The sequence below is a fragment of the Thiocapsa sp. genome (assembly GCF_022340925.1).
Taxonomy (GTDB): domain Bacteria; phylum Pseudomonadota; class Gammaproteobacteria; order Chromatiales; family Chromatiaceae; genus Thiocapsa.
In genome coordinates this window covers 1-19,754 of sequence record NZ_JAJDNA010000067.1, presented here as the reverse complement: position 1 = coordinate 19,754, position 19,754 = coordinate 1, and the positions used below count along the sequence as shown (strand labels likewise).

Annotated in this window: 21 protein-coding genes; 11 read left to right on the top strand and 10 right to left on the bottom strand. The window is 66.9% G+C overall.

The window, feature by feature from the left end; all coding sequences use genetic code 11:
- On the top strand, positions 1–1,288 hold a 1,288-nt coding region (locus LJE61_RS08655; protein WP_296918102.1), incomplete at its 5' end, for a phosphomannomutase/phosphoglucomutase.
- 28 nt (positions 1,289–1,316) lie between these two features.
- Entirely contained in the window at positions 1,317–2,213 is an 897-nt protein-coding gene (gene argB / locus LJE61_RS08650) for an acetylglutamate kinase (protein ID WP_296918100.1), read from the top strand.
- Between the two features lie 154 nt (positions 2,214–2,367).
- Here argB and pyrE read toward each other — a convergent pair whose 3' ends face one another.
- The gene (gene pyrE / locus LJE61_RS08645) at positions 2,368–3,009 is read right to left on the bottom strand and encodes an orotate phosphoribosyltransferase (protein ID WP_296918098.1); all 642 of its coding nucleotides are present in this window, start codon (positions 3,007–3,009) and stop codon (positions 2,368–2,370) included.
- A 218-nt stretch (positions 3,010–3,227) separates the two neighbouring features.
- Between pyrE and LJE61_RS08640 the strand changes: the two genes are divergently transcribed.
- Positions 3,228–3,929 (top strand): sulfite exporter TauE/SafE family protein, encoded by a 702-nt coding sequence (locus tag LJE61_RS08640; RefSeq protein WP_296918096.1) that lies wholly within the window; start codon positions 3,228–3,230, stop codon positions 3,927–3,929.
- 85 nt (positions 3,930–4,014) lie between these two features.
- On the opposite strand, the gene LJE61_RS08635 is transcribed toward LJE61_RS08640, so the two are convergent.
- The 8 genes from LJE61_RS08635 to LJE61_RS08600 all read right to left on the bottom strand — a co-directional run bounded on the left by LJE61_RS08635 (position 4,015) and on the right by LJE61_RS08600 (position 9,729).
- A complete protein-coding gene (locus tag LJE61_RS08635; RefSeq protein ID WP_296918094.1) occupies positions 4,015–4,533 on the bottom strand; it encodes a DUF4426 domain-containing protein in 519 nt (172 codons plus the stop codon).
- A 34-nt stretch (positions 4,534–4,567) separates the two neighbouring features.
- On the bottom strand, positions 4,568–4,852 hold the full coding sequence (locus tag LJE61_RS08630) for a DUF167 family protein (RefSeq protein ID WP_296918092.1): 285 nt from the start codon (positions 4,850–4,852) through the stop codon (positions 4,568–4,570).
- A gap of 21 nt (positions 4,853–4,873) precedes the next feature.
- Entirely contained in the window at positions 4,874–5,449 is a 576-nt protein-coding gene (locus LJE61_RS08625) for a YggT family protein (RefSeq protein ID WP_296918090.1), read from the bottom strand.
- Entirely contained in the window at positions 5,446–6,276 is an 831-nt protein-coding gene (gene proC, locus LJE61_RS08620; protein WP_296918089.1) for a pyrroline-5-carboxylate reductase, read from the bottom strand. Before proC ends, LJE61_RS08625 begins: the two co-directional genes overlap by 4 nt.
- A 226-nt stretch (positions 6,277–6,502) precedes the next feature.
- A complete protein-coding gene (locus LJE61_RS08615) occupies positions 6,503–7,228 on the bottom strand; it encodes a YggS family pyridoxal phosphate-dependent enzyme (RefSeq protein ID WP_296918087.1) in 726 nt (241 codons plus the stop codon).
- 6 nt (positions 7,229–7,234) lie between these two features.
- Positions 7,235–7,858: an RdgB/HAM1 family non-canonical purine NTP pyrophosphatase gene (gene rdgB / locus LJE61_RS08610; protein ID WP_296918085.1), complete on the bottom strand. Its 624-nt coding sequence runs from the start codon at positions 7,856–7,858 to the stop codon at positions 7,235–7,237.
- A 123-nt stretch (positions 7,859–7,981) separates the two neighbouring features.
- The gene (rph, locus tag LJE61_RS08605; protein WP_296918083.1) at positions 7,982–8,701 is read right to left on the bottom strand and encodes a ribonuclease PH; all 720 of its coding nucleotides are present in this window, start codon (positions 8,699–8,701) and stop codon (positions 7,982–7,984) included.
- A 59-nt stretch (positions 8,702–8,760) separates the two neighbouring features.
- On the bottom strand, positions 8,761–9,729 hold the full coding sequence (locus LJE61_RS08600) for a serine/threonine-protein kinase (protein ID WP_296918081.1): 969 nt from the start codon (positions 9,727–9,729) through the stop codon (positions 8,761–8,763).
- Between the two features lie 390 nt (positions 9,730–10,119).
- On the opposite strand from LJE61_RS08600, the gene LJE61_RS08595 reads away from it, so the two are divergent.
- The 5 genes from LJE61_RS08595 to LJE61_RS08575 all read left to right on the top strand — a co-directional run bounded on the left by LJE61_RS08595 (position 10,120) and on the right by LJE61_RS08575 (position 15,002).
- Complete coding sequence (locus tag LJE61_RS08595; RefSeq protein ID WP_296914578.1) at positions 10,120–10,986, top strand: YicC/YloC family endoribonuclease; 867 nt, start codon at positions 10,120–10,122, stop codon at positions 10,984–10,986.
- 23 nt (positions 10,987–11,009) lie between these two features.
- Positions 11,010–11,621: a guanylate kinase gene (gmk, locus tag LJE61_RS08590; RefSeq protein ID WP_296914576.1), complete on the top strand. Its 612-nt coding sequence runs from the start codon at positions 11,010–11,012 to the stop codon at positions 11,619–11,621.
- 188 nt (positions 11,622–11,809) lie between these two features.
- A complete protein-coding gene (gene rpoZ / locus LJE61_RS08585) occupies positions 11,810–12,112 on the top strand; it encodes a DNA-directed RNA polymerase subunit omega (RefSeq protein ID WP_296914573.1) in 303 nt (100 codons plus the stop codon).
- A 113-nt stretch (positions 12,113–12,225) separates the two neighbouring features.
- Positions 12,226–14,448, top strand: a complete 2,223-nt coding sequence (locus LJE61_RS08580; protein WP_519972673.1) for a RelA/SpoT family protein — start codon at positions 12,226–12,228, stop codon at positions 14,446–14,448.
- A gap of 137 nt (positions 14,449–14,585) precedes the next feature.
- On the top strand, positions 14,586–15,002 hold the full coding sequence (locus LJE61_RS08575) for a DUF2384 domain-containing protein (RefSeq protein ID WP_296914569.1): 417 nt from the start codon (positions 14,586–14,588) through the stop codon (positions 15,000–15,002).
- 1 nt (position 15,003) lies between these two features.
- Here the strand turns inward: LJE61_RS08575 and hemF are convergent, their stop codons facing one another.
- Positions 15,004–15,939: an oxygen-dependent coproporphyrinogen oxidase gene (gene hemF, locus LJE61_RS08570; RefSeq protein ID WP_296914566.1), complete on the bottom strand. Its 936-nt coding sequence runs from the start codon at positions 15,937–15,939 to the stop codon at positions 15,004–15,006.
- Between the two features lie 132 nt (positions 15,940–16,071).
- On the opposite strand from hemF, the gene LJE61_RS08565 reads away from it, so the two are divergent.
- The 3 genes from LJE61_RS08565 (at position 16,072) to LJE61_RS08555 (ending at position 19,655) form a co-directional block, all read left to right on the top strand.
- Entirely contained in the window at positions 16,072–16,626 is a 555-nt protein-coding gene (locus LJE61_RS08565; protein WP_296914563.1) for a hypothetical protein, read from the top strand.
- A gap of 209 nt (positions 16,627–16,835) precedes the next feature.
- Complete coding sequence (locus tag LJE61_RS08560; RefSeq protein ID WP_296914560.1) at positions 16,836–19,298, top strand: penicillin acylase family protein; 2,463 nt, start codon at positions 16,836–16,838, stop codon at positions 19,296–19,298.
- A 168-nt stretch (positions 19,299–19,466) separates the two neighbouring features.
- Positions 19,467–19,655, top strand: coding sequence for a hypothetical protein (locus LJE61_RS08555; protein ID WP_296914557.1), 189 nt, complete (start codon positions 19,467–19,469; stop codon positions 19,653–19,655).
- Positions 19,656–19,754 lie beyond the last annotated feature (99 nt).

Here is a 19,754-nt window from a genome sequence, read left to right as displayed (position 1 = left end):
CCGGGCCGTGGGAAGCGAGGCCGCGGCACGTGGTGACCAGACGGTCATGGTCGGGCGTGACTGCCGCGCCACCAGCCCGATGCTCTGTCGGGCGTTGATCACCGGACTCCGAGCCGCCGGGCGCGATGTCGTGGACCTCGGGGTGGCCCCGACCCCCCTGGTCTATTTCGCCTGCTGCCGCGCGGGACGCCACGCCGGCGCCATCGTGACCGCAAGCCATAACCCGGCCGAGTACAACGGCGTCAAGCTGGTCTTCGGCGGTCTGAGTCCGGATGGGGCGACCATCCAGTCCTTGCGGCAACGTATCCTTGACGGGCGTCTCCTGTCTGGGTGCGGCGCCTATGCCAAGCGCGATCTCTCCGACTGCTACCGCGACACCATCACCCGCGACATCCACCTCGCGCGCTCCCTGAAGGTGGTCCTGGACTGCGGCGACGCCACCGTCTCCGCCATCGCTCCGGCGGTCTTCCGAGCGCTCGGCTGCGAGGTGCTCACGCTTGACTGCGACCCCGCAGGAGGAGTGGCCGCGCGACTGCCGGACCCGGCCCGGCCCGAATGCCTGCAAGGCCTCGCGGCTCGGGTGGTGCAAGAGGGTGCCGAGCTGGGTCTCGGCTTTGACGGCGACGGCGACCGGCTCGGTGTGATCGACGCCAAGGGCGGCTTCGTCCCCGCCGACCGGGTCCTGATGTACCTGGCCGTCGATATCCTGGCACGCCATCCGGGCACCAAGGTCATCTTCGACGTCAAGTGCTCGCGGTATCTAGCCGAGGTGATCCGTCGCGCCGGCGGACAGCCGGTCCTTTCGCGCTCCGGTCATGCCCCCCTCAAGGCTCGGCTGCGCGAGACCGACGCCCAGGTCGCCGGCGAGCTCAGCGGTCACATCATGCTCAAGGAGCGCTGGTTCGGCTTCGACGACGCCGTCTATGCCGGGGCGCGTCTCGTGGAGATCCTGTCACGTGCCCGCCAGCCCACGGATGCCGTCTTCCGCAGTCTGCCGGGCGGCATCGCGACACCGGAGCTGGCCTTGCCCTTGCCGGAGGGGGAAGCCGAGCGGATCATGGCTCGGGTGGCCCCGATGGCGGATCGCTTGACGGATCTGGAGGTGCAGACCCTGGACGGCCTGCGGCTCGACGGCGCCCATGCCTGGGGTCTGGTGCGGGCTTCCAATACCCTGCCCAAGCTGATCTTCCGTTTCGAGGGTGATGATCAGGCCGAGCTCCAGGCCATGCAGGACCGTTTTCGACAGCTGCTGCGGGAGGCCGCACCCGGGCTCATCCTGCCTTTCTGAGTCATCCCAACCCGATCGAATCGATGCCATGTCCATCCTCAACGAACGTGCCCACGCCATCGCCCATGTCCTGATCGAGGCGCTGCCTTACATACGGCGGTTCCGCGGCAAGACCATGGTGATCAAATATGGCGGGAACGCCATGGTCGACGAGCCCCTCAAACAGGGCTTTGCGCGCGACGTGGTGCTCATGAAGCTGGTGGGGATCAACCCGGTCATCGTCCATGGCGGCGGTCCGCAGATCGGGGCACTGCTCAAGCGACTTGGCAAGGCGAGCGAGTTCGTCCAGGGCATGCGGGTCACCGATGCGGAGACCATGGACGCGGTGGAGATGGTCCTGGGGGGGCTGGTCAACAAGGAGATCGTCAACTTCATCAACCAGCACGGCGGATCGGCGGTCGGCCTGACCGGCAAAGACGGGGATCTGATCCGTGCCCGCAAGCTCCTGTTGCGGCGCGACGCGCCCGAGCTGGCGGTGCCGGAGATCATCGACATCGGCCATGTCGGCGAGGTCGAGAGCATCGACGCCGGTGTCGTGCATCTGCTGGTCGAGGGCGATTTCATTCCGGTGATCGCTCCGATCGGGGTTGGCGAGGACGGGCGTTCCTACAACATCAACGCGGATCTGGTCGCGGGCAAGATCGCCGAGGTGCTGAAGGCGGAGAAACTGCTGCTGCTGACCAACACCGTGGGCCTCCTCGATTCCGAGGGGGCACTGATCTCGGAGCTGGACATCGGTCGTGTCCAGACCCTGATCAAAGAGGGTGTGATCGCCGGGGGCATGTTGCCCAAGGTCCAATGCGCGATCGAGGCGGTTCAGTCCGGGGTCAAGTCGGCGCACATCATCGACGGGCGGGTCGAGCACGCTGTCATGCTGGACCTCTTCACCGATGAGGGGGTCGGGACTCTGATCCGCAGCCGTTGAGCAGCGGTTCCACCACCTGCCCGTGCAAGGCCTCCTGCATCGATCGGTTTGCCCTCGGCGCTGCTCTGGTCGACGGGGCGAGCCTCCGGGGCAAGGCAAGCCATGAATCGTCCGTCTCTTTCGTTCGCGCCCCTGGAACGCAGGGTCTCGATGATCAGACGCCGTACCTTGCCCGGTAAGCCCGCACTGCCCCGGCGAAGGCATCCAGCTCCGGCCGCTCGTCGAGATAGGCGACGAGCTCGGTGAGACTCACGATACTGTGGACGGGGATACCGAAGGTCGCCCTCACCTCCGCGATGGCCGAGCCCCCGTCTCGACCCTGCTCCTGGCGGTCCAGTGCGATCACCACGCCCGCTGGCTCGGCGCCGGCGTCGCGGATGCGCTGAACGGATTCATGTACCGAGGTGCCCGCCGTGATCACGTCGTCGATGATGAGAACCCGGCCGGCCAAGGGACGACCCACAATGACGCCGCCCTCGCCGTGATCCTTGGCCTCCTTGCGATTGAACGCATAAGCCGTGTCCCGGTCGAATTCGGTCGCCAGGGCGATACTGGTCGAGGCGGCCAGGGGAATCCCTTTGTAAGCCGGCCCGAAGAGCACGTCGAAGGGCAGGCCGGAATCCAGGATACAGCGGGCATAGGCGCGCCCCAGTCTCGCCAGGCGGGCACCCGTGTCGAAGAGGCCGGCATTGAAGAAATAGGGACTCTGACGTCCGGACTTGAGTCTGAAGTCACCGAACCGCAAGGCGCCGATTTGCGCGGCGAAGGCCAAGAATTCGCGCTGGTAGTCTTTCATCAGGGGCTCCGTTCGAGCGATTGGCCTGGGGGAACGCCCTCGAGCCGCAGAGGTGCGCAGGCCGCAAAACCGAAGGTCCGATCTGGCACAGTGGTGCTGCGTGCCGGGCTCGGGTGCGCGACACGCGACCCGGGCATCCGCAGAGATGGCCGGCCGTCGCACCCTTGCAGCTCGAGCGCCAGAATCGGTGCACCCACCCCCTCCATCAGGGACCAACCATGAGCAGCAACCCACTGGGCATCTACCTGACCGCCTTCGTGGTGGGTCTGCTGGGCGGCGTCCACTGTCTTTCCATGTGCGGCGGACTGATCGGCTCACTCACCATGGGACTCGATCAGCGCATTCGCCGCGATCCCTGGCTCATGTTGCCCTTCCAGCTGACCTACAACCTGGCACGGATCGCAGGATACGCGACCGCCGGAGCCTTGTTTGGCGGATTGGGCGCGCTGCTGCTCGAGCTCGACACCCTTCAGGTCATGCAGCGTGCGCTCTATGCCGTCGCCGGTGTCGTGATGGTGCTGCTCGGGCTCTACCTCGGCGGCTGGTGCCGCCTGATCGCCGTGGTCGAGCGTCAGGGCGCCGTCCTCTGGCGGCACGTCGAGCCACTTGGGAGGCGCCTGCTGCCGGTGCGCCGCCCGCCGCAGGCGGCCGCTCTCGGATTTCTCTGGGCCTGGATCCCATGCGGCCTGGTCTACAGCGTCCTGATCACCGCGGTCGCGACCGGCAGCGTCGTGAAGGGGGCTCTGGTGATGCTGGCCTTCGGGCTCGGAACCCTTCCGAACCTCCTCGGCATCGGCCTGCTTGCCGGCGCGGCGGCCCGCGTCGCGGAGCGAGCCTGGGTCCGCAAGGTGGCCGGAGTGTTGGTCATCGGCTTCGGAGTGCATGCCCTGTTACAGCTGCTCGCCGGCAGCTCGCTGTGAGCAGAGCCGGGGAGCCGAACAGGCGCTGTCGCGCGTCGGAGTTGCACAGGCGCCGTTTCGTCTCAAGCCCCCAAGCCCGGCCGGCTCAATCGATGAAGAACTGCTCCCGCAGCTCGATGGCAGAAGGCTCCGCACCACCAGGCGGCGTCACCTGGATGGCAAAGTCGACGATCTGGAGATCTTCAATGGGGAACTGGCCGATATAGGAAATGCCCTCGCCGACCCTGATCTCGCGCATCGGGATATAGCTCACCGGTCCGCTTCCGGAGCGCGCCGTGGCCTCCACACGCGCCGGGACGTTCTGCCCGCGACCGTCGGCCTGCCGCTTGACGACCGTGACATTGAGCAACCCGCTGAGCCTGCTCCGCAGGATCCCGTGGAGCGCGGCGATCTCGGGATCCAGCGCCTCGGCGTTGACGGTACTGTAATAGATGCTGTAATCGCCGGCGACGACAGGACTCTCCGCCCGGACCCCTCCAGTGGCGAGCAGACCGGCGGCGATCATGAGCCTCAAGATCCTGGGGCTGAACATGGCGAAACCTCGACTGACGTGCATGTAGACCTCACCCAAGAGCGAGTTGGCGACGCGGCCCGGCTCACGCAAGGGCCTGCAACGGACTCGACCGACCTCATCCGCCTCAAAGCGGGTCCAACGGGATCGGGAAGGTCCGCGGCGCCTGCACCCGCAGCCGCTTGTATCTGGCGTGATCGCCGCCGATCAAGGCGACCTTGGACGGCGGCACGCCGAAGGCCTTCGCGATGAACCGCCGCAAGGCGAGATTACCCTTGCCGTTGACCGGCGGCGCCTTGACGGCAACCCGGTAGTGATCTCCCTGGGGACCGATGAAGGCATCCTTGGGCGCCCGCGGCTGCACGCGTAGCGAGAGCTCCAGATCCTCTCCATCCCAGCGAAACCAGGCCATTCCGCGTAACGCCGCCGACCGTTAGAGGGGGCTGCCGACCAGCCACTTGAGCGGCGGGATCAGGATCATCTCGAGCAGCACCAGGGCGATCATGACGACCATCGGGGAGAGGTCGAGCCCGCCGATCGGCTGAATCACACGTTGTGCCGGGCGCATGAGCGGATCCGTGAGACGCGTCAGCAGCGAGACCGCAGGGTTGTAGGGATCGGGGTTGACCCAGCTCAGGATCACGCGGATCAGGATCGCAAACAGAAAGATGTTGATGAAGAGCTCGATCACTGCCGGCACCGCCCACCCGAGGGCGCCGAGCACGGGGGCGTTCAGGCCGAGCAACAGGACCAGCAATGCGAGCTCGACCGACTTCAGCAACCATGCCAAAACCAGCGCGGCCAGGTCCATCCCTGCATAGCCCGGGATCACCTGACGGAGCGGGCGCAGAATCGGCGAGGTCACCTTCACCACGAACTGGGAGATCGGGTTGTAGAAGTCCGCGCGCGCCCACTGCAGCAGAAAACGGATGGCGACGAGTGCAATGTAGAGCCCGAACAGGGTCTGGATCAGGAACACGAACGGGTCGGTCAGATAAGAGCCGCTCATGATTGCTCCGCCAGGCTCCGAGAGATGTCGACGGCGCGATCGTGTGCGGCACGCGCGGCCCGCTTCATCAGGGCATGCAGATCGGCCTTGAGAAGGTGCTCGAGCGCACGTTCGGTCGTGCCGCCGGGCGAGGTGACACGCTCGCGCAGGCGTCCCGGCGGGTCCTCACTCTCGACGGCCATCTTGGCCGCCCCCAGGGCCGTCTGAATCGTCAGCAGTCGCGCGGTCTCGGCATCGAGACCCAGGGCGACGCCGGCATCCTCCAAGGCCTCCATGAAGAGGAAAAAGTAGGCCGGCCCGCTGCCCGACAGGGCCGTCACGGCATCGATCTGTGCCTCGCTCGCTACCCACCGGGTCAGTCCGACGGCACGCAGGATCGTCTCGGCGCGGTTGCGACCCTCGTCACCGACCTCCGGGCTCGCATGCAGCCCGATCGCGCCCGTCTGGACCATCGCGGGTGTATTGGGCATCGCCCGCACCAACGGCAGCGCGCCGCCGAGCCAGCGCTGCATGGCCTGCTCGGGCACGCCGGCCATGACCGAGATGACGAGAGGGGCGCGGGCCGCCACGGCATCCCCGATCTCGGCGCAGACCTGTTTCGCCAGTTGCGGCTTGACGCACACGACCACCGTGTCGGCCCCGTTCACCGCGTCGATGTTGTCTGCAAAGGTTCGCACGCCATAGCGGGAGCGCAAGAGGTCGCGTCGTTCCGGGTTGGGATCGGCCGCCTGGATGGTCTCCGGCGCATACCCGTCGGCGATCAGACCCGCGATCAAGCTGGTGGCCATGTTGCCGCCACCGATAAAGGCAATCCTGGTTGTCGTCATGTCGAGCCCTTGAGAGATCACAAGCCAAGATGAGCAGTCAGTGGGATATGATCAGGCCGGATCCGAGAATTGGAACCGCAGAGACGCGCGGCGCATGGCGGGTCTCGCTCGGCGGGCCTGCACTCCGACCGAGCTGCGCCGAGCGCCCCCACGGTATCACGACGCAGGGCCCGCTTTCCGCCCTTCGCATCTTTGCGGCTCGACGACCCTCTCGCGACCGCCCGACTCACTTCGTATTATACGGCCGCGGACCGAAGACTGCGGTGCCAACGCGGACCAGGGTAGCGCCCTCCAGGATCGCCGCCTCCAGATCGTCGGACATCCCCATCGACAGACAGCGCAGCGGCCGCGTCGGCGTGGCCAGCTGGTCACGCAGGACCCGCAGTGTCCGAAACGGCCGGCGCTGGGCCTCTTCGTCCTGCGCCGGCGCGGGCAGCGTCATCAGCCCGCAGACCTGGAGAGCGGGCAAGGTCTCGCACTCGGCGATCAGGGCCGCGACTGCGCTCGGCTCGAGACCGGCCTTGCTGGCCTCGCCGCTGAGATTGACCTGCACGCAGACCTTGAGAGGAGGCAGGTCGGCCGGACGCTGATCATTCAAGCGTCGGGCATGGGCGGGATCGGCCAGGCCGTGCACCCAGTGAAAGTGGGCAGCGACCTGGCGGGTCTTGTTGGCCTGCACCCGGCCGATGAAGTGCCACGTGATATCCAGATCTTCGAGCAGGACCATCTTCCCGAGCGCTTCCTGGACGTAGCTCTCGCCGAAGGCCCGCTGACCGCAGGCGTAGGCCGTCCGGATGGCGTCCGCTCCATGGGTCTTACTGACGGCGAGAAGCTCGATGCCCTCCGGCGTGCGCTTCGCGCGCACCGCCGCCGCGCGGATGCGCTCCTGCACCTCTTTCAGACGCGCAGGGATGCCGGCGTCGCCGGTGTCATCCCTTGGCTGACTGGTCATCGCCATTCAGGTCCCGGTGCCGGCCGCCTCGAGGAGCGCCCGCAGTTGACGCAGTGCCTGAGCCCGATGGCTCAGCCGGTTCTTGGTCTCGGGATCCAATTCGGCCGAGCTGCAGCCATGCGTGGGCACCCGGAACACCGGATCGTAGCCGAAACCGTGCTCCCCGCGCGGCGCGTTGAGGATCGCCCCCTCCCAGGTTCCCTGGCAGATCAGGGGCGTCGGGTCCTCGGGGTGACGAAGATAGACCAGGACACACTGGAACCGGGCGCTGCGCTCGGATGCCGGAAGACCCTCGAGATCCGCAAGGAGCTTGACCAGGTTGTCCGTATCGGACGCCCCCGCCCCCGCATAACGGGCCGAATAGATGCCCGGCGCACCGCCGAGCGCATCAACCTCCAGGCCCGAATCATCCGCGATCGCAGCGAGACCGCTGTGGCGAGCGGCATGACGCGCCTTGAGGATCGCATTCTCGACGAACGTGAGTCCGGTCTCCTCGACGTCGGAGACACCGAAATCGCTTTGCGGCACGATCCGGATCCGCGCACCCCCGAGCAATTGGTTGATCTCACGGACCTTCCCGGCATTGTTGCTGGCCAGGACGATGGACTCACCCGGATGCGGGAGGCTCATGCTCTGCTCCTCTTCTTCGACAGGTCAGGCGTCGCAACCGCTCGCGGAGGCACGGCGGTCTGCACCGCAAAGCGCATGTGACACGCTCGTGCATGCGTGACCCGATCGACGGAACCAAGCGCCTCAGGCGCGCTGCAGGGCGGCGCGCTGGGCGGCCTGGATCTCGCGGATGCCGGCCGCACCCAGGCCGAGCAGCGCATCCAACTCCTCACGGCTGAACGGCACGCCCTCGGCCGTCCCTTGGACCTCGATGAAGCGTCCCTCGCCGTCCATCACCAGATTCATATCGGTCTCGGCCGCCGCATCTTCCGCATAGTCGAGATCGAGCACCGCCACGCCGTCGAAGATCCCCACGGACACAGCCGCGATCTGCGCCTGGATCGGATCGACCGCAATCTCGCCGTGCGCGAGCAACCCGTCGATCGCGTCGCGCAAGGCAACCCATGCGCCGGTGATGGAAGCGGTCCGGGTGCCCCCGTCGGCCTGCAAGACGTCGCAGTCGAGCGTGATCGAGCGTTCACCCAGCGCCCGCAGATCCATCGCGGCGCGCAGCGAACGACCGATCAGCCGTTGGATCTCGAGGGTTCGGCCACCCTGCTTGCCGCGTGCCGCCTCGCGCGGGGTCCGTTGGTCGGTGGCGCGCGGAAGCATGCCGTATTCGGCAGTGACCCAGCCTTTGCCTTGCCCCTTCAGAAAAGGGGGGACCTGCGTCTCGACGCTCGCAGTGCACAGCACCCGGGTATCGCCGAGCTCCACGAGCACCGAGCCCTCGGCGTGACGAGTAAAACCGCGCGTCAAGCGAATCGGACGCAGCTCATCGGGACGGCGTTTGGAGGGTCGCATGGGCGCATTCACTCCGTTCAGGGGATTGATCCGGGCGCATGATTTGATGGGGGCTTGACTCAACGCCCGCCAGGGGGCCCACCGCTGTCCGGGCGGCCGAGGCCTTCCGACTCGGGCGCAGGTGCCGACCGCGCGGGCGAGAGACCTGACCCCTCGGCCAGCCGCTGCCCCAAGGCAGCACGCAATTCCCCGGCATCCTGGGGCCGCTGGTCGATCTCCATGGACATCGACCAGTCAACCAACTCACACAACGCCATAGGATACCGAGTTTTCAAGTCGACCGCGGCTGGAACCAGGGTGTCCTCTTTCTGGCGCTCGGGCGTCGGCGGGGGGGTGCGTCCGTCCATGCAGGCGCGGATGCTCGCGCCGACCGCATAGACATCGGTCCAGGGTCCGATGCGACCGTGACGCTGGTACTGCTCCAGGGGCGAATAGCCAGCCGTGATCACCTGTCCGCCGCGGGCCCCACCCCGCGCAAACCGGTGCACGGCACCGAGGTCGAGCAAAATGGGGCGGTTGCCGTGACGCAGATGAATGTTGCCGGGTTTGACGTCCAGATGAACCATGGAGCGGCGATGAAGCAGTGACAGAGCGTCGAGAATGGGGACGAAGACGTCGAGGATGAAGGTGGTGCTGAGGCCGCCCCGCCGCTCCTGGATGTAGGCGCCGAGATTGCGTCCGCGCTCATTCGGCATCACCAGATAGCCGGTGTCGTTGGCGAGAAAGAAATCCAGCACCCGCACGATCGACGGGTGCTTCAGCGTGGCGAGGGCCGCGGCCTCCTGGAAGAACAGCTTGCGCCCCTGATAGAGGTTCTCGCCGAACCGCGGCTCAAGGGGCATCACGCGACCGTCGCGATCGCGCTGCGCGATCCGTTTCGGCATGTATTCCTTGATCACGACCTCCTCCCCCGTGTCCTCGTCGTCTGCCAGGTAGATGAGGCTGAAGCCACCTTTGGCGATCGTCTTGAGGAGCCGATAGGGGCCCAACAGGGTGCCGGGGGGGAGGCTTTCTCGCTGGGCGGCCATCGTCGTGCCAGTCGGTCTCCATGGGGGCGGATCACAGGCCCGCGCCACCGGGTCGAGTGTGGATGCTTCACCGCAGTGATCATACTGCGCCCTGACGTCAAACAAGGCAACGGATCGAAAAGCGCGAGCGCGGCCCCGACGCAGCACTGCGGGCGTGGTCCCGCGGCGCGCCGACGGCGCCGGGCGGGAGCCTGGCCCGTCCGGTGCCGGGCACCGACTCGGTCTCGCCGCCTCGGCGGCGGCCGCCGCCCGGTCCTTGCACCTTTGCCTCAAGGACTCCGGCCAGCATAATGGTGCAGCGACCCGGGCGCGGCATGCCTCGAACGGGGTCTCGAACCCGTCGGAGACGACCGAGCGAACCCCTCGACACCATCACCGATGAGACTGGACATGATCAAGAGCATGACTGCCTTTGCGCGCGAGTCGCGCTTTGCGGACTTCGGTGAGCTGACCTGGGAGCTGAGGGCCGTCAACCACCGCTATCTCGAGCCCAACATTCGGTTGCCCGAGGAGCTGAGGGCCCTGGAGACCGCTGTCCGAGCGCGACTGACTGCCCGCTTGCAGCGCGGCAAGCTCGACTGCACGTTGCGCTACGTGCGGGCCGTCGGGTCCAGCGGCAGCTTGCGGGTCAATCGGGCGTTCGTCGAGCAGCTCCTGGCGGCTGGCCAGGAGATCGGTGCGATCATTGGATGCGGCGCCGAGCCGTCGCCCTTCGAGCTGCTGCGTTGGCCCGGGGTGCTGCAGGAGCAGGGACCTGATCTCGACCGGGTGACGGCGGCCGCCCTGGATCTCTTCGAAAGCGCGATCGATGCCCTGCTCGCGACTCGGGAACGCGAGGGTCAACGCCTCGAGGCCCTCTTGATCGAGCGTTGCGATCGCTTACAGGACAGCGTGGTGCGCGTGCGTCGCCGAATGCCCGAGGTGATGGCGGCGGTGCGTCAACGCCTGGCCGAGCGCCTCGCGGAGCTGCGCGCGGAGCTGGATGCGGGGCGACTGGAGCAGGAGATGGCCCTGCTCGCCGCGCGACTGGACGTGGACGAGGAGATGGACCGACTCGAAGCCCATGTGGCCGAGGTGCGCGATGTGCTGAGACGTCCTGAGCCGGTTGGGCGCCGCCTGGATTTCCTGATGCAGGAGCTCAACCGCGAGGCCAACACCCTGGGCTCGAAGTCGGTCGACGTCGAGTTGACCCGCGAGGCGGTGGAGATGAAGGTCCTGGTCGAGCAGATGCGCGAGCAGGTTCAAAACCTCGAGTAGCACGGCAAGCAGCGGGGCGCACCATGACCGAAGGCATCCTCTTTATCGTCTCGGCGCCGTCCGGAGCCGGGAAGACCACGCTCGTCAAGGCGCTGCTCGAGCGCGATCCGGGCTTGTCGCTCTCGGTGTCCTGCACCACGCGCCGGCCTCGCGCGGGGGAGCGGGACGGCGTGCACTACCATTTCATGGACGAAGCACCATTCCGGCAATGCATCTCGACGGGAGACTTTCTGGAGCACGCCGAGGTCTTTGGCAACCTGTATGGAACCCGTGAGGCCGACGTCCGGGCAAGCCTGGCCGCCGGGCAGGACCTCATCCTGGAGATCGACTGGCAGGGCGCCAGACAGGTGCGCGAGCGCTTTCCGTCGGCGGTCGGCGTCTTCGTGCTGCCGCCGTCCATCTCAGAGCTGGAGCGGCGACTGCGCGCGCGGGGCACGGACAGCGACCGGACGATACAGGGCCGCATGGCACAGGCGCGCGAAGAGATGTCGCATTTCGACGAGTACGAGTACCTGGTCATCAATCAGGACTTCGACACCGCCCTGGATGCACTTGCTGCGATCACCGTCGCCGAGCGGCAACGCCTGGATCGCCAACGGGCTCGGCTCGGGTTCCTGCTCGACCCGGCGACCTGAACCCCGGATTCGCCGGGGACCCGGCTCCTACTCCTGATCTCCCTATGATAGGCTCACGCTCAAGCCGCGCCGCGAACGGCGCTCGCCGGGACTGGTCGAATATTTGACACTTGCAGAAATGCGCGCCGACCGGCTGGGTCGCGCGAGCGCTCCCCGCCCCTTTTTGCATACCCAGGAGATGTAGACGCATGGCACGAATTACCGTCGAGGATTGCCTCAAGCACGTCGACAACCGGTTCGATCTCGTATTGCTCGCGACCAAGCGCGCGCGCCAGCTGGCAAACGGTGTCGAGCCCACACTCCCGTGGGCGAACGACAAGCCGACCGTCATGGCCCTGCGCGAGATCGCCGAGGGCAATGTCTCCAAGACGACCGTCCAGGAGACCCAGCGCGAGATCGACGAGACCACTGCCGCCCTGGAGCAGGCACTCGCCGAGGAGCTCGCGGCCGAGCTGGGTGAAGCGGAGCCGAAGGGTGATCTGCGCGAGTGAGCCGACCCATGTGGCAGCGCGAGGAACGGCGTTCGACCGAGCGATGCGACCAGGTGACGGTCGATCGACTCGCCGGGGCGCGTCTCGCGTTGGACCCAGGCCGGTCCACACCCATGATCCCGGCCGTTGCGCGCGACACTGAACGCGAGCCGACAGGGGATGCCGCCCCTGGTCCCAAGGTCGCCGCCGCGATCGAGCATGCCCCCGCCGTCCGCTACCTGATCAGCGATCTCTGCGCCTATCTCGAGAGCTACCTCCCGCCGGAGCAGGTCAGCGAGCTCTATCGCGCCTATCTCTTCGGGGCCGAGGCTCACGAAGGACAGAGTCGCCGGTCCGGCGAGCCCTACATCTATCACCCGGTGGCGGTCGCGCGCATCCTGGCCGAGATGCGCATGGACTACAAGTGTCTGATCGCGGCCGTGCTGCACGACGTGATCGAGGACACGCCGGTGGCCAAGGAGCAGGTCGCGGCCGCGTTCGACGAGGAGATCGCAGAGCTCGTCGACGGTGTGAGCAAGCTCTCCCAGATCGAGTTCGAATCCCGCGCCGAGGCCCAGGCCGCCAGTCTGCAGAAGATGCTGCTCGCGATGACCCGCGACATCCGCGTCATCCTGATCAAGCTCGCCGACCGGTTGCACAATATGCGCACCCTCGGGGCCATGCAGCCGGATGCCTGCCGGCGGATCTCGCGTGAGACCCTCGAGATCTTCGCCCCGATCGCCAACCGGCTCGGAATCAATCGCGTCCGGGTCGAGCTTGAAGAGCTCGGCTTCCTCCACCACTGGCCCTGGCGGCGTCAGATCCTCCATAACGCATTGCAGAGGACCTGCGGGGCACGCACCGAGATGGTCGGCACCGTCCAGACCGCCCTGAGACGCGCGCTGCTTCAGGAGGATATCAACGGCGAGGTGGAAGGCCGGCGAAAGCACCTCTACGGCATCTATCGCAAGATGCGAGAGAAGCGCCGGGCGTTCTCGGAGGTGGTGGACGTCTTCGCCTTCCGCGTGACGGTCGACCGTGTCGATACCTGTTACCGGGTCCTGGGCCTGGTCCATAACCTCTACAAACCCGTTCCCGGGCGATTCAAGGACTATATCGCCATCCCGAAGGCAAACGGCTATCAGTCCCTGCATACCGTCCTGATCGGCCCTCAGGGCATCCATATCGAGATCCAGATCCGCACCGAGGACATGCAGCGCATGGCGGAGTCCGGCATCGCCGCGCACTGGATGTACAAGAGCGGCGCGCAGGCGTCGGCCAACCCCACGGCCCTTGCCGCCGAGTGGCTGCAGAATCTGCTTGAGATGCAGCGCGGCGCCGGCAATTCGGTGGAGTTCCTGGAGCACGTCAAGGTCGATCTCTTCCCGGACGAGGTCTATGTCTTCACGCCGAAAGGGCGAATCCTCACGCTCAAGCGCGGCGCCACGGTCATCGATTTCGCGTATGCGATTCACTCCGATGTCGGAAACACCTGTGTCGCCGCGCGCATCGACCGGCGGATGGTCTCGCTCAGCACCATGCTGCGCAGCGGTCAGACGGTGGAGATCATCACCGCACCGGGCGCGAAGCCGAATCCCGCGTGGCTCAATTTCGTTGTCACCGGCAAGGCCCGCGCCAGCATCCGCGGCTATCTCAAGAACCTCAAGCAGCGTGAGGCCCTGGCCCTGGGACAGCGCCTGCTCACGGCCGAGCTCAACGCCCTCGGCACCTCTCTGGACAGTCTGGACCCCATCCGGCTCGCCACCTATCTCGAAGAGGCGAATCAGTACAGCCTGGATGACCTGCTCGGCGATATCGGGCTCGGCAATCGATTGGCCGCGCTGGTGGCCCGTCGTCTGGCGGGGGGCGAGGACCAGGAGACCGAGTCGCCGACCGATCATCACATCCCTCGGCAACGCCTCGCGATTCGCGGCACCGAAGGCATGGTGGTCAGTTTCGCGCGTTGTTGCCGGCCGATCCCCGGAGACGCCATTGCAGCCCTCTTCAGCCCGGGCCGCGGGATCGTGGTGCACCGAGGCGAATGCCGCAACCTCGGGAGCCTGGAGACTAAGCGCGACAAACGCCTGGATGTCGAATGGGCGAGCGAGCCGGACGGCGAGTTCTCGACCGAGGTCCGGGTCGAGATCGGCAATCGCCGCGGCGCCCTGGCCGTGGTCGCCGGGGCGATCGCAGAGCTCGGCTCGAATATCGAGAATGTCCAGTCGCGCGAGAAAGACGGCATGACGACTGCCCTCGAGTTCGTGATCCTGGTCAAGAGCCGTGCCCATCTCGCCCGCATCATGCGTCGACTGAGACAGATCCCCTTGGTGCTGCGGATCACGCGTGTGCCCCGCTGAGGCCGGACCCCGGCATCCGGAAGCACGCGGTGCAAAGCAGGGTTGCATCTGTCCGCGGCCGGCGCCACCTCCCTCCCCAGTCGTATTCAACAGACGCATGCCCGCGCAGGCGTGCGTTCCGCAAGAGGCTGGCTTCTATGTCCGAGCTCACACTGGAGGAGCGCTGTATCCTCACACGCCGCATCATGGCGCTCCTGGAAGGCTGGGGCCTCGGCGCCAGTGACACCCTCGTGCTCCTCCAGCTCCCCGACAGCATCAAGGCGCGCAACCTCAGCCGCTTCCGAGAGGAGGACTGCTTCCCGGACGACCCCAGCGTCAACCGACGTCTCGCCTACCTGGTGCGGATTGAGGATGCGCTGCACACCTACTTTCCACGCAATCCCGAGATGCGTCACATCTGGGTCAAGCGCGCCAACAAGCAGTTCAACAAACGTTCGCCGATCGCCGTGATGGTCGAAGATGGTGAGAGTGGACTGATCGCGGTCCTGTCACATCTGGACTGCACCTTCGCGTGGGACATGACGGGCTCGAAGGCGGAATACCAGAAGGGTTGACCTATCCGCGCTCGGGCGTCTCGTCGGCCAGCCAGTCCCGGGCCTTCAGATAACGCTCGTAGAGCTCGGCCTCCGGGCTCCCCGGCTCCGGTCGACAGTCGTACCGCCAGCTGACCTCCGGCGGCAGGGACATCAGGATCGACTCGGTGCGCCCGCCCGACTGGAGCCCGAACAGTGTGCCGCGGTCATAGACCAGATTGAACTCCACGTAGCGACCGCGGCGGTACTTCTGAAACGCCCGTTCGCGGTCCCCGAAGAGCTTCGCCCAGCGGCGATGTACAATCGGCAGATAGGCCGGGAGATAATGCTCGGCGACGCTTCGCATGAGCTGGAAGCTGCGATCGAAGCCGCCCTCGTTCAGGTCGTCGAAGAAGAGTCCGCCCACTCCGCGCGGCTCGTCGCGGTGCTTCAGATAGAAATACCGGTCACACCAGTCCTTATAGCGCGGATAGACATGCTCGCCGAATGGCAGGCAGGCCTCGCGCGCGGTGCGGTGCCAATGCCGCACGTCTTCCTCGAAGGCATAGTAGGGTGTCAGGTCGAAGCCCCCGCCGAACCACCAGACCGGCTCGGCCCCCGGCCTCTCGGCAAGGAAGAACCGCACGTTGAGGTGGGAAGTCGGCACATAGGGGTTCTGGGGATGGACCACCAGCGACACACCCATCGCCTGAAAGGCGCGTCCCGCCAGCTCGGGCCGGCTTGCGCTCGCCGACGGCGGCAGACGCTCCCCGAACACCTGGGAGAAATTGATGCCACCACGCTCGAAGACAGCCCCGTCCTGCATGATACGGGTTCGCCCTCCGCCGCCGCCGTCGCGCTCCCAGGCGTCCTCGCGAAACCCCGCCCCCCCATCGGTCTCGCGAAGCGCCGCGCAGATCCGGTCCTGCAGATCCATCAGGTAGGTCTTGACGGCATCGGCATCGGGTCGGTCGGACATCGCAGCAACTCCTCGCAGGGACGGCTATCATGAGAAAGATGGCCGGATAGTACCCAATCTTCGCCGAGCGCGGATCCGCTTGCGCGATTCGATGGAGATCCTGGAACCCCCAAATCCCCCGGAGTCAATCGCATGGCCCTCGTACCGCGCTCGCTGCTTCTCGCCTCCGCCCTCCTCGCCGGCGCCGGCCTTGCCTCGGCGGATCAAACGGTCGCCTTCCTTGATTTTGAGTCCGGCGTGCCCGACGACTGGGTCGCCGAGCCACCGAAGAGCCAGATGCGTCAGGTCCAGTTTCGAATCCCCGCCGCCGAGGGCGAAGGAGCCGAGTTCGTCGTCTATTACTTCGGCTCCGGCCAGGGCGGGACCCTCGAGGCCAACATCGAGCGCTGGAAATCCCAGTTCCAAGGACCCGATGGGACCCCGGTCGAGCCGGAGGTGAGCGAGATCGGCACGGAGGCCATCCCGGCCACCCTGGTCCAACTGCGTGGCAGCTATGGCCGAAGCGTCGGGATGGGGCCGAGCGACGAGGTCCTGGCGGATCGGATGCTGCTCGCGGGCTTGGTCGAGACCCCGCAAGGTAACCTCTACCCGCAGCTGCACGGACCGGCCGAGTTGGTCGCCAGCCAGCGCGAGGGCTTCATCGCCTTCGTGCGGGGGATTCGCCCGGCCGGTCAAGCTGCCCCTTAGATCGTGTCCGGATCTGGAGCGGCGCCGAGCAGGGACACCTCGACAGCCACGGAGAGGTCGTCCACGCACACAGCCGCGCGCTGCGACGGGCCTTCGTTGCATCGGCGCGCGAGGCCCTTCGGCGACGGGGCAGACGAACCAGACGCCGGGGCAACCCCCCGGGCATTCCTGATATCCGTCTCCGGTCAGGCCGATCTTGAGCTCCCGTCATGACGCGCCCTGTCATCCTGATTGGCAGCCTGATCCTCGCCGTCGTCGCGCTCGCGGGGACGCGCGGGATCTATTGGATCGCGAAGCGGGCCGAGCCGCCATACGACGGCCGTTTCGCCTTGTCCGGGCTGGCGGCAGCCGTGCATGTGCACTTCGGTCCGGGCGCGGTGCCAACCATCGAGGCTGAGAACATCCACGACCTGCTGTTCGCTCAAGGCTATATCGTGGCGAGGGAGCGGATGTGGCAGATGGACCTGCTGCGCCGCGTCGCCGGAGGGCGGCTCGCCGAATGGCTCGGCCCTATGGCACTGCCTGCGGATCGTCTCTTTCGAACCCTCGGTCTCGACGTCGAGGCCGGTCGCAGTCTGGCCGCACTGGACGAGGCCGACCGGGCCATGCTCAGGGCATATTCCGCTGGCGTGAACGCCTATCAGGCCGAGGCGCAGGCCGGTTGGCGACTCCCGCTGGAATATCTCATCGCGAGGGTCAGACCCGTGCCTTGGACACCCGAGGACAGCCTGCTGATCGGCGGCTACATGGCCTGGGTCCAATCCTACAACCTGCGCGGCGAGCTGACCTTCCTGCGCCTGGCGGCCAGGATCGGGCCCGAGCGCGCCCGTGAGCTCTTTCCTGTCGACGCCGACATCCCCGCGCCGACCGTGGCACCCGAGTTGACCGGCGAGCTTGCGCGAAACCTCATCCGGGGCAGCCAGGGGGGCGGGGGCGCCCTGACCATCGAGCCTGCACTTCGGGTGGTCGAGCGACTGGGGCTGCCGCTGCCGGCACCGGCGAGCAACGGGTGGGCGGTAACGGGGGCGCGCACGAGGACGGGTGCGGCACTGCTTGCCAACGACCCCCACCTGGCCCCCTCCATGCCTGGCATCTGGTATGAGCTGGAGCTGAACGCGCCGGGACTGCAGGCGGCGGGCGTGAGCCTCCCGGGCGTGCCACTGGTGATGATCGGCCACAACCGGGACCTCGCCTGGGGCTTCACCAGCACGATGGCCGATACCCAGGACCTCTTCGTGGAGCGGCTCGTGGCCGACGGGCAGCATGTCGAGCGTCCGGACGGCGGGCAGGAGCGCATCCGCAGGCGGACCACGCCCATTGCGGTCATGGGCGCCGAGCCGGTGGATCTCGTCATCCGCTCGACCCGTCACGGCGTGATCGTCAACGACATCCTGGGCCCGAGCACCAACACGCCCATGGATCTTCCGAGCGTCCAGACCCGGCACCTGCTCGCCCTGCGCCGAACGACCGACCTGCCGGATCGGGCCTTCGCCGGGCTCGTCCGGCTCAACCGGGCCAGCACGCTGGCGGACGCCGCCGCGGCCGTCCTGGATTTCAGGCACGTCGCCCTGACCCTCCTGCTCGCCCACCGCGACGGCGGCATCGGCTTGCAGATCAGCGGACTCCTCCCCCAGCGCGGCGAGGGGTCCGGCGCCTTCCCGTCGCCGGGCTGGGAGGGCGGCTATGCCTGGCGGGGTCTGATCCCCCAGGCCCTCAACCCGCGGATCCTCGGTCCTGCCGGATCGGCACTCATCACCGCCAACAACCGGATCGTCCCGCCCGATTACCCGATCCGAATCAGCAATGCCTGGATGGCCCCGTTCCGCGCCGAGCGCATCGCCGAGCGACTGGCCGCAGCCGGCCCCCTCACCCCGACCGACATGGCGGAGATCCAGAGCGACCGCCTGAGCATCCTGGCTCGGCTGACCCAGAGGTCACTTCGCACGCTCGAGTCGGAGCTGCGGGCGGTCGACGCCGATGCCTGGTCGATCGCTGCCGAGGAGCTGCTCGACTGGGATGGCGAGATGGCGGGGGCAAGCCGGTCCGCGGCGTTGTTCGCGCTGCTCGAGCCGGCCCTGCTCCGCGCCCTCTACGAGGACGAGCTCGGCGCCGACCTCGAGGTATTGGCGGACATGGGGATCTTCGCCTACAGCCCGCTGTTCGAGACGCTTCGCACCGGGCGGTCCAGCTTCTGGGACGACGTCACCACGCCTGCGATCGAGCGCCCCGCCGAGATCTGGGCACGCGCGCTCGTCGCGGCGATGTCCGATCTGCTGGCCCGGACGGGCACCGGCGGCGAGGACGTGCGCCTCGACCGCGTCCGTACCTTGACCTTCCCGCATGCCTTCCGCGACCTGCCATTGCTGGGGCGTCTGTTCAACGTCGGCCCGCTGGGCCTGGGTGGTCACTCTGACACGATCAATGTCGTGAAATCCTCGCCGCTCACGCCGGAAACAGTCATCTTCATCCCCTCCATGCGGGTCGTACAGACCCCGGCGGATTGGCGCCGGACCCGAGGGACCCTCCCCCTCGGCCAGTCCGGCCATCTCTTCTCACCCTACCGCGACGACCAGCTCGAGGACTGGTTGAGCGGCCGACACCACGCCTGGCCCTGGAACGGACCGATCGGGGGCCCAGGGATCGGGCACGTCCTCTTAACCCCGGCCCGGTAAACTTGGACATACGGGTTGAGCCGCTGAGGTCGCGACCGGTTGCGGTCCGCGCCGTCCCCGGCGGAACGCCTCGGTCGGACAGCGGCCCGGCTCCAGCACTCCAGCCCTTGCAAGCCTGCCTATACGGACTAGCTTTAAGGTGAACCCTGACGCGTCACGAGGTGTGCCATGAGACTCGAATATGAAGAGATCGAAGACAACTACGACGACACCACCAAGATCCGGACCATGACCGAGCAGGCCGTCGTCCACAAGCAGGGGCTGCTGCTGCGCACGACCATCTATAGCCCCCATCAACTCAGCGTGAACGTGGTCTTCGTGCCGGAAGCCAAGCCGTTCGAGCCAGTCGTCAGCTAGCACCCCGTTTCACCTTATTTTCCATGCTCAGCGTGTTCGGCCATCGCAAGCTGCGCTAAAAGGGGTCTGCAGGAGAGCGGCACTCAGCCGAAGGCGCTC

Coding starts and splice junctions, on each gene's coding strand:
- LJE61_RS08615 (WP_296918087.1), bottom strand. CDS start 7,228: ATGACCAGTCAGCCAAGGGATGACACCGGCGACGCCGGCATCCCTGCG.
- LJE61_RS08640 (WP_296918096.1), top strand. CDS start 3,228: ATGAGCAGCAACCCACTGGGCATCTACCTGACCGCCTTCGTGGTGGGT.
- LJE61_RS08595 (WP_296914578.1), top strand. CDS start 10,120: ATGATCAAGAGCATGACTGCCTTTGCGCGCGAGTCGCGCTTTGCGGAC.
- rph (WP_296918083.1), bottom strand. CDS start 8,701: ATGCGACCCTCCAAACGCCGTCCCGATGAGCTGCGTCCGATTCGCTTG.
- hemF (WP_296914566.1), bottom strand. CDS start 15,939: ATGTCCGACCGACCCGATGCCGATGCCGTCAAGACCTACCTGATGGAT.
- argB (WP_296918100.1), top strand. CDS start 1,317: ATGTCCATCCTCAACGAACGTGCCCACGCCATCGCCCATGTCCTGATC.
- gmk (WP_296914576.1), top strand. CDS start 11,010: ATGACCGAAGGCATCCTCTTTATCGTCTCGGCGCCGTCCGGAGCCGGG.
- LJE61_RS08600 (WP_296918081.1), bottom strand. CDS start 9,729: ATGGCCGCCCAGCGAGAAAGCCTCCCCCCCGGCACCCTGTTGGGCCCC.
- pyrE (WP_296918098.1), bottom strand. CDS start 3,009: ATGAAAGACTACCAGCGCGAATTCTTGGCCTTCGCCGCGCAAATCGGC.
- rpoZ (WP_296914573.1), top strand. CDS start 11,810: ATGGCACGAATTACCGTCGAGGATTGCCTCAAGCACGTCGACAACCGG.
- LJE61_RS08630 (WP_296918092.1), bottom strand. CDS start 4,852: ATGGCCTGGTTTCGCTGGGATGGAGAGGATCTGGAGCTCTCGCTACGC.
- proC (WP_296918089.1), bottom strand. CDS start 6,276: ATGACGACAACCAGGATTGCCTTTATCGGTGGCGGCAACATGGCCACC.
- LJE61_RS08555 (WP_296914557.1), top strand. CDS start 19,467: ATGAGACTCGAATATGAAGAGATCGAAGACAACTACGACGACACCACC.
- rdgB (WP_296918085.1), bottom strand. CDS start 7,858: ATGAGCCTCCCGCATCCGGGTGAGTCCATCGTCCTGGCCAGCAACAAT.
- LJE61_RS08625 (WP_296918090.1), bottom strand. CDS start 5,449: ATGAGCGGCTCTTATCTGACCGACCCGTTCGTGTTCCTGATCCAGACC.
- LJE61_RS08575 (WP_296914569.1), top strand. CDS start 14,586: ATGTCCGAGCTCACACTGGAGGAGCGCTGTATCCTCACACGCCGCATC.
- LJE61_RS08560 (WP_296914560.1), top strand. CDS start 16,836: ATGACGCGCCCTGTCATCCTGATTGGCAGCCTGATCCTCGCCGTCGTC.
- LJE61_RS08565 (WP_296914563.1), top strand. CDS start 16,072: ATGGCCCTCGTACCGCGCTCGCTGCTTCTCGCCTCCGCCCTCCTCGCC.
- LJE61_RS08580 (WP_519972673.1), top strand. CDS start 12,226: ATGATCCCGGCCGTTGCGCGCGACACTGAACGCGAGCCGACAGGGGAT.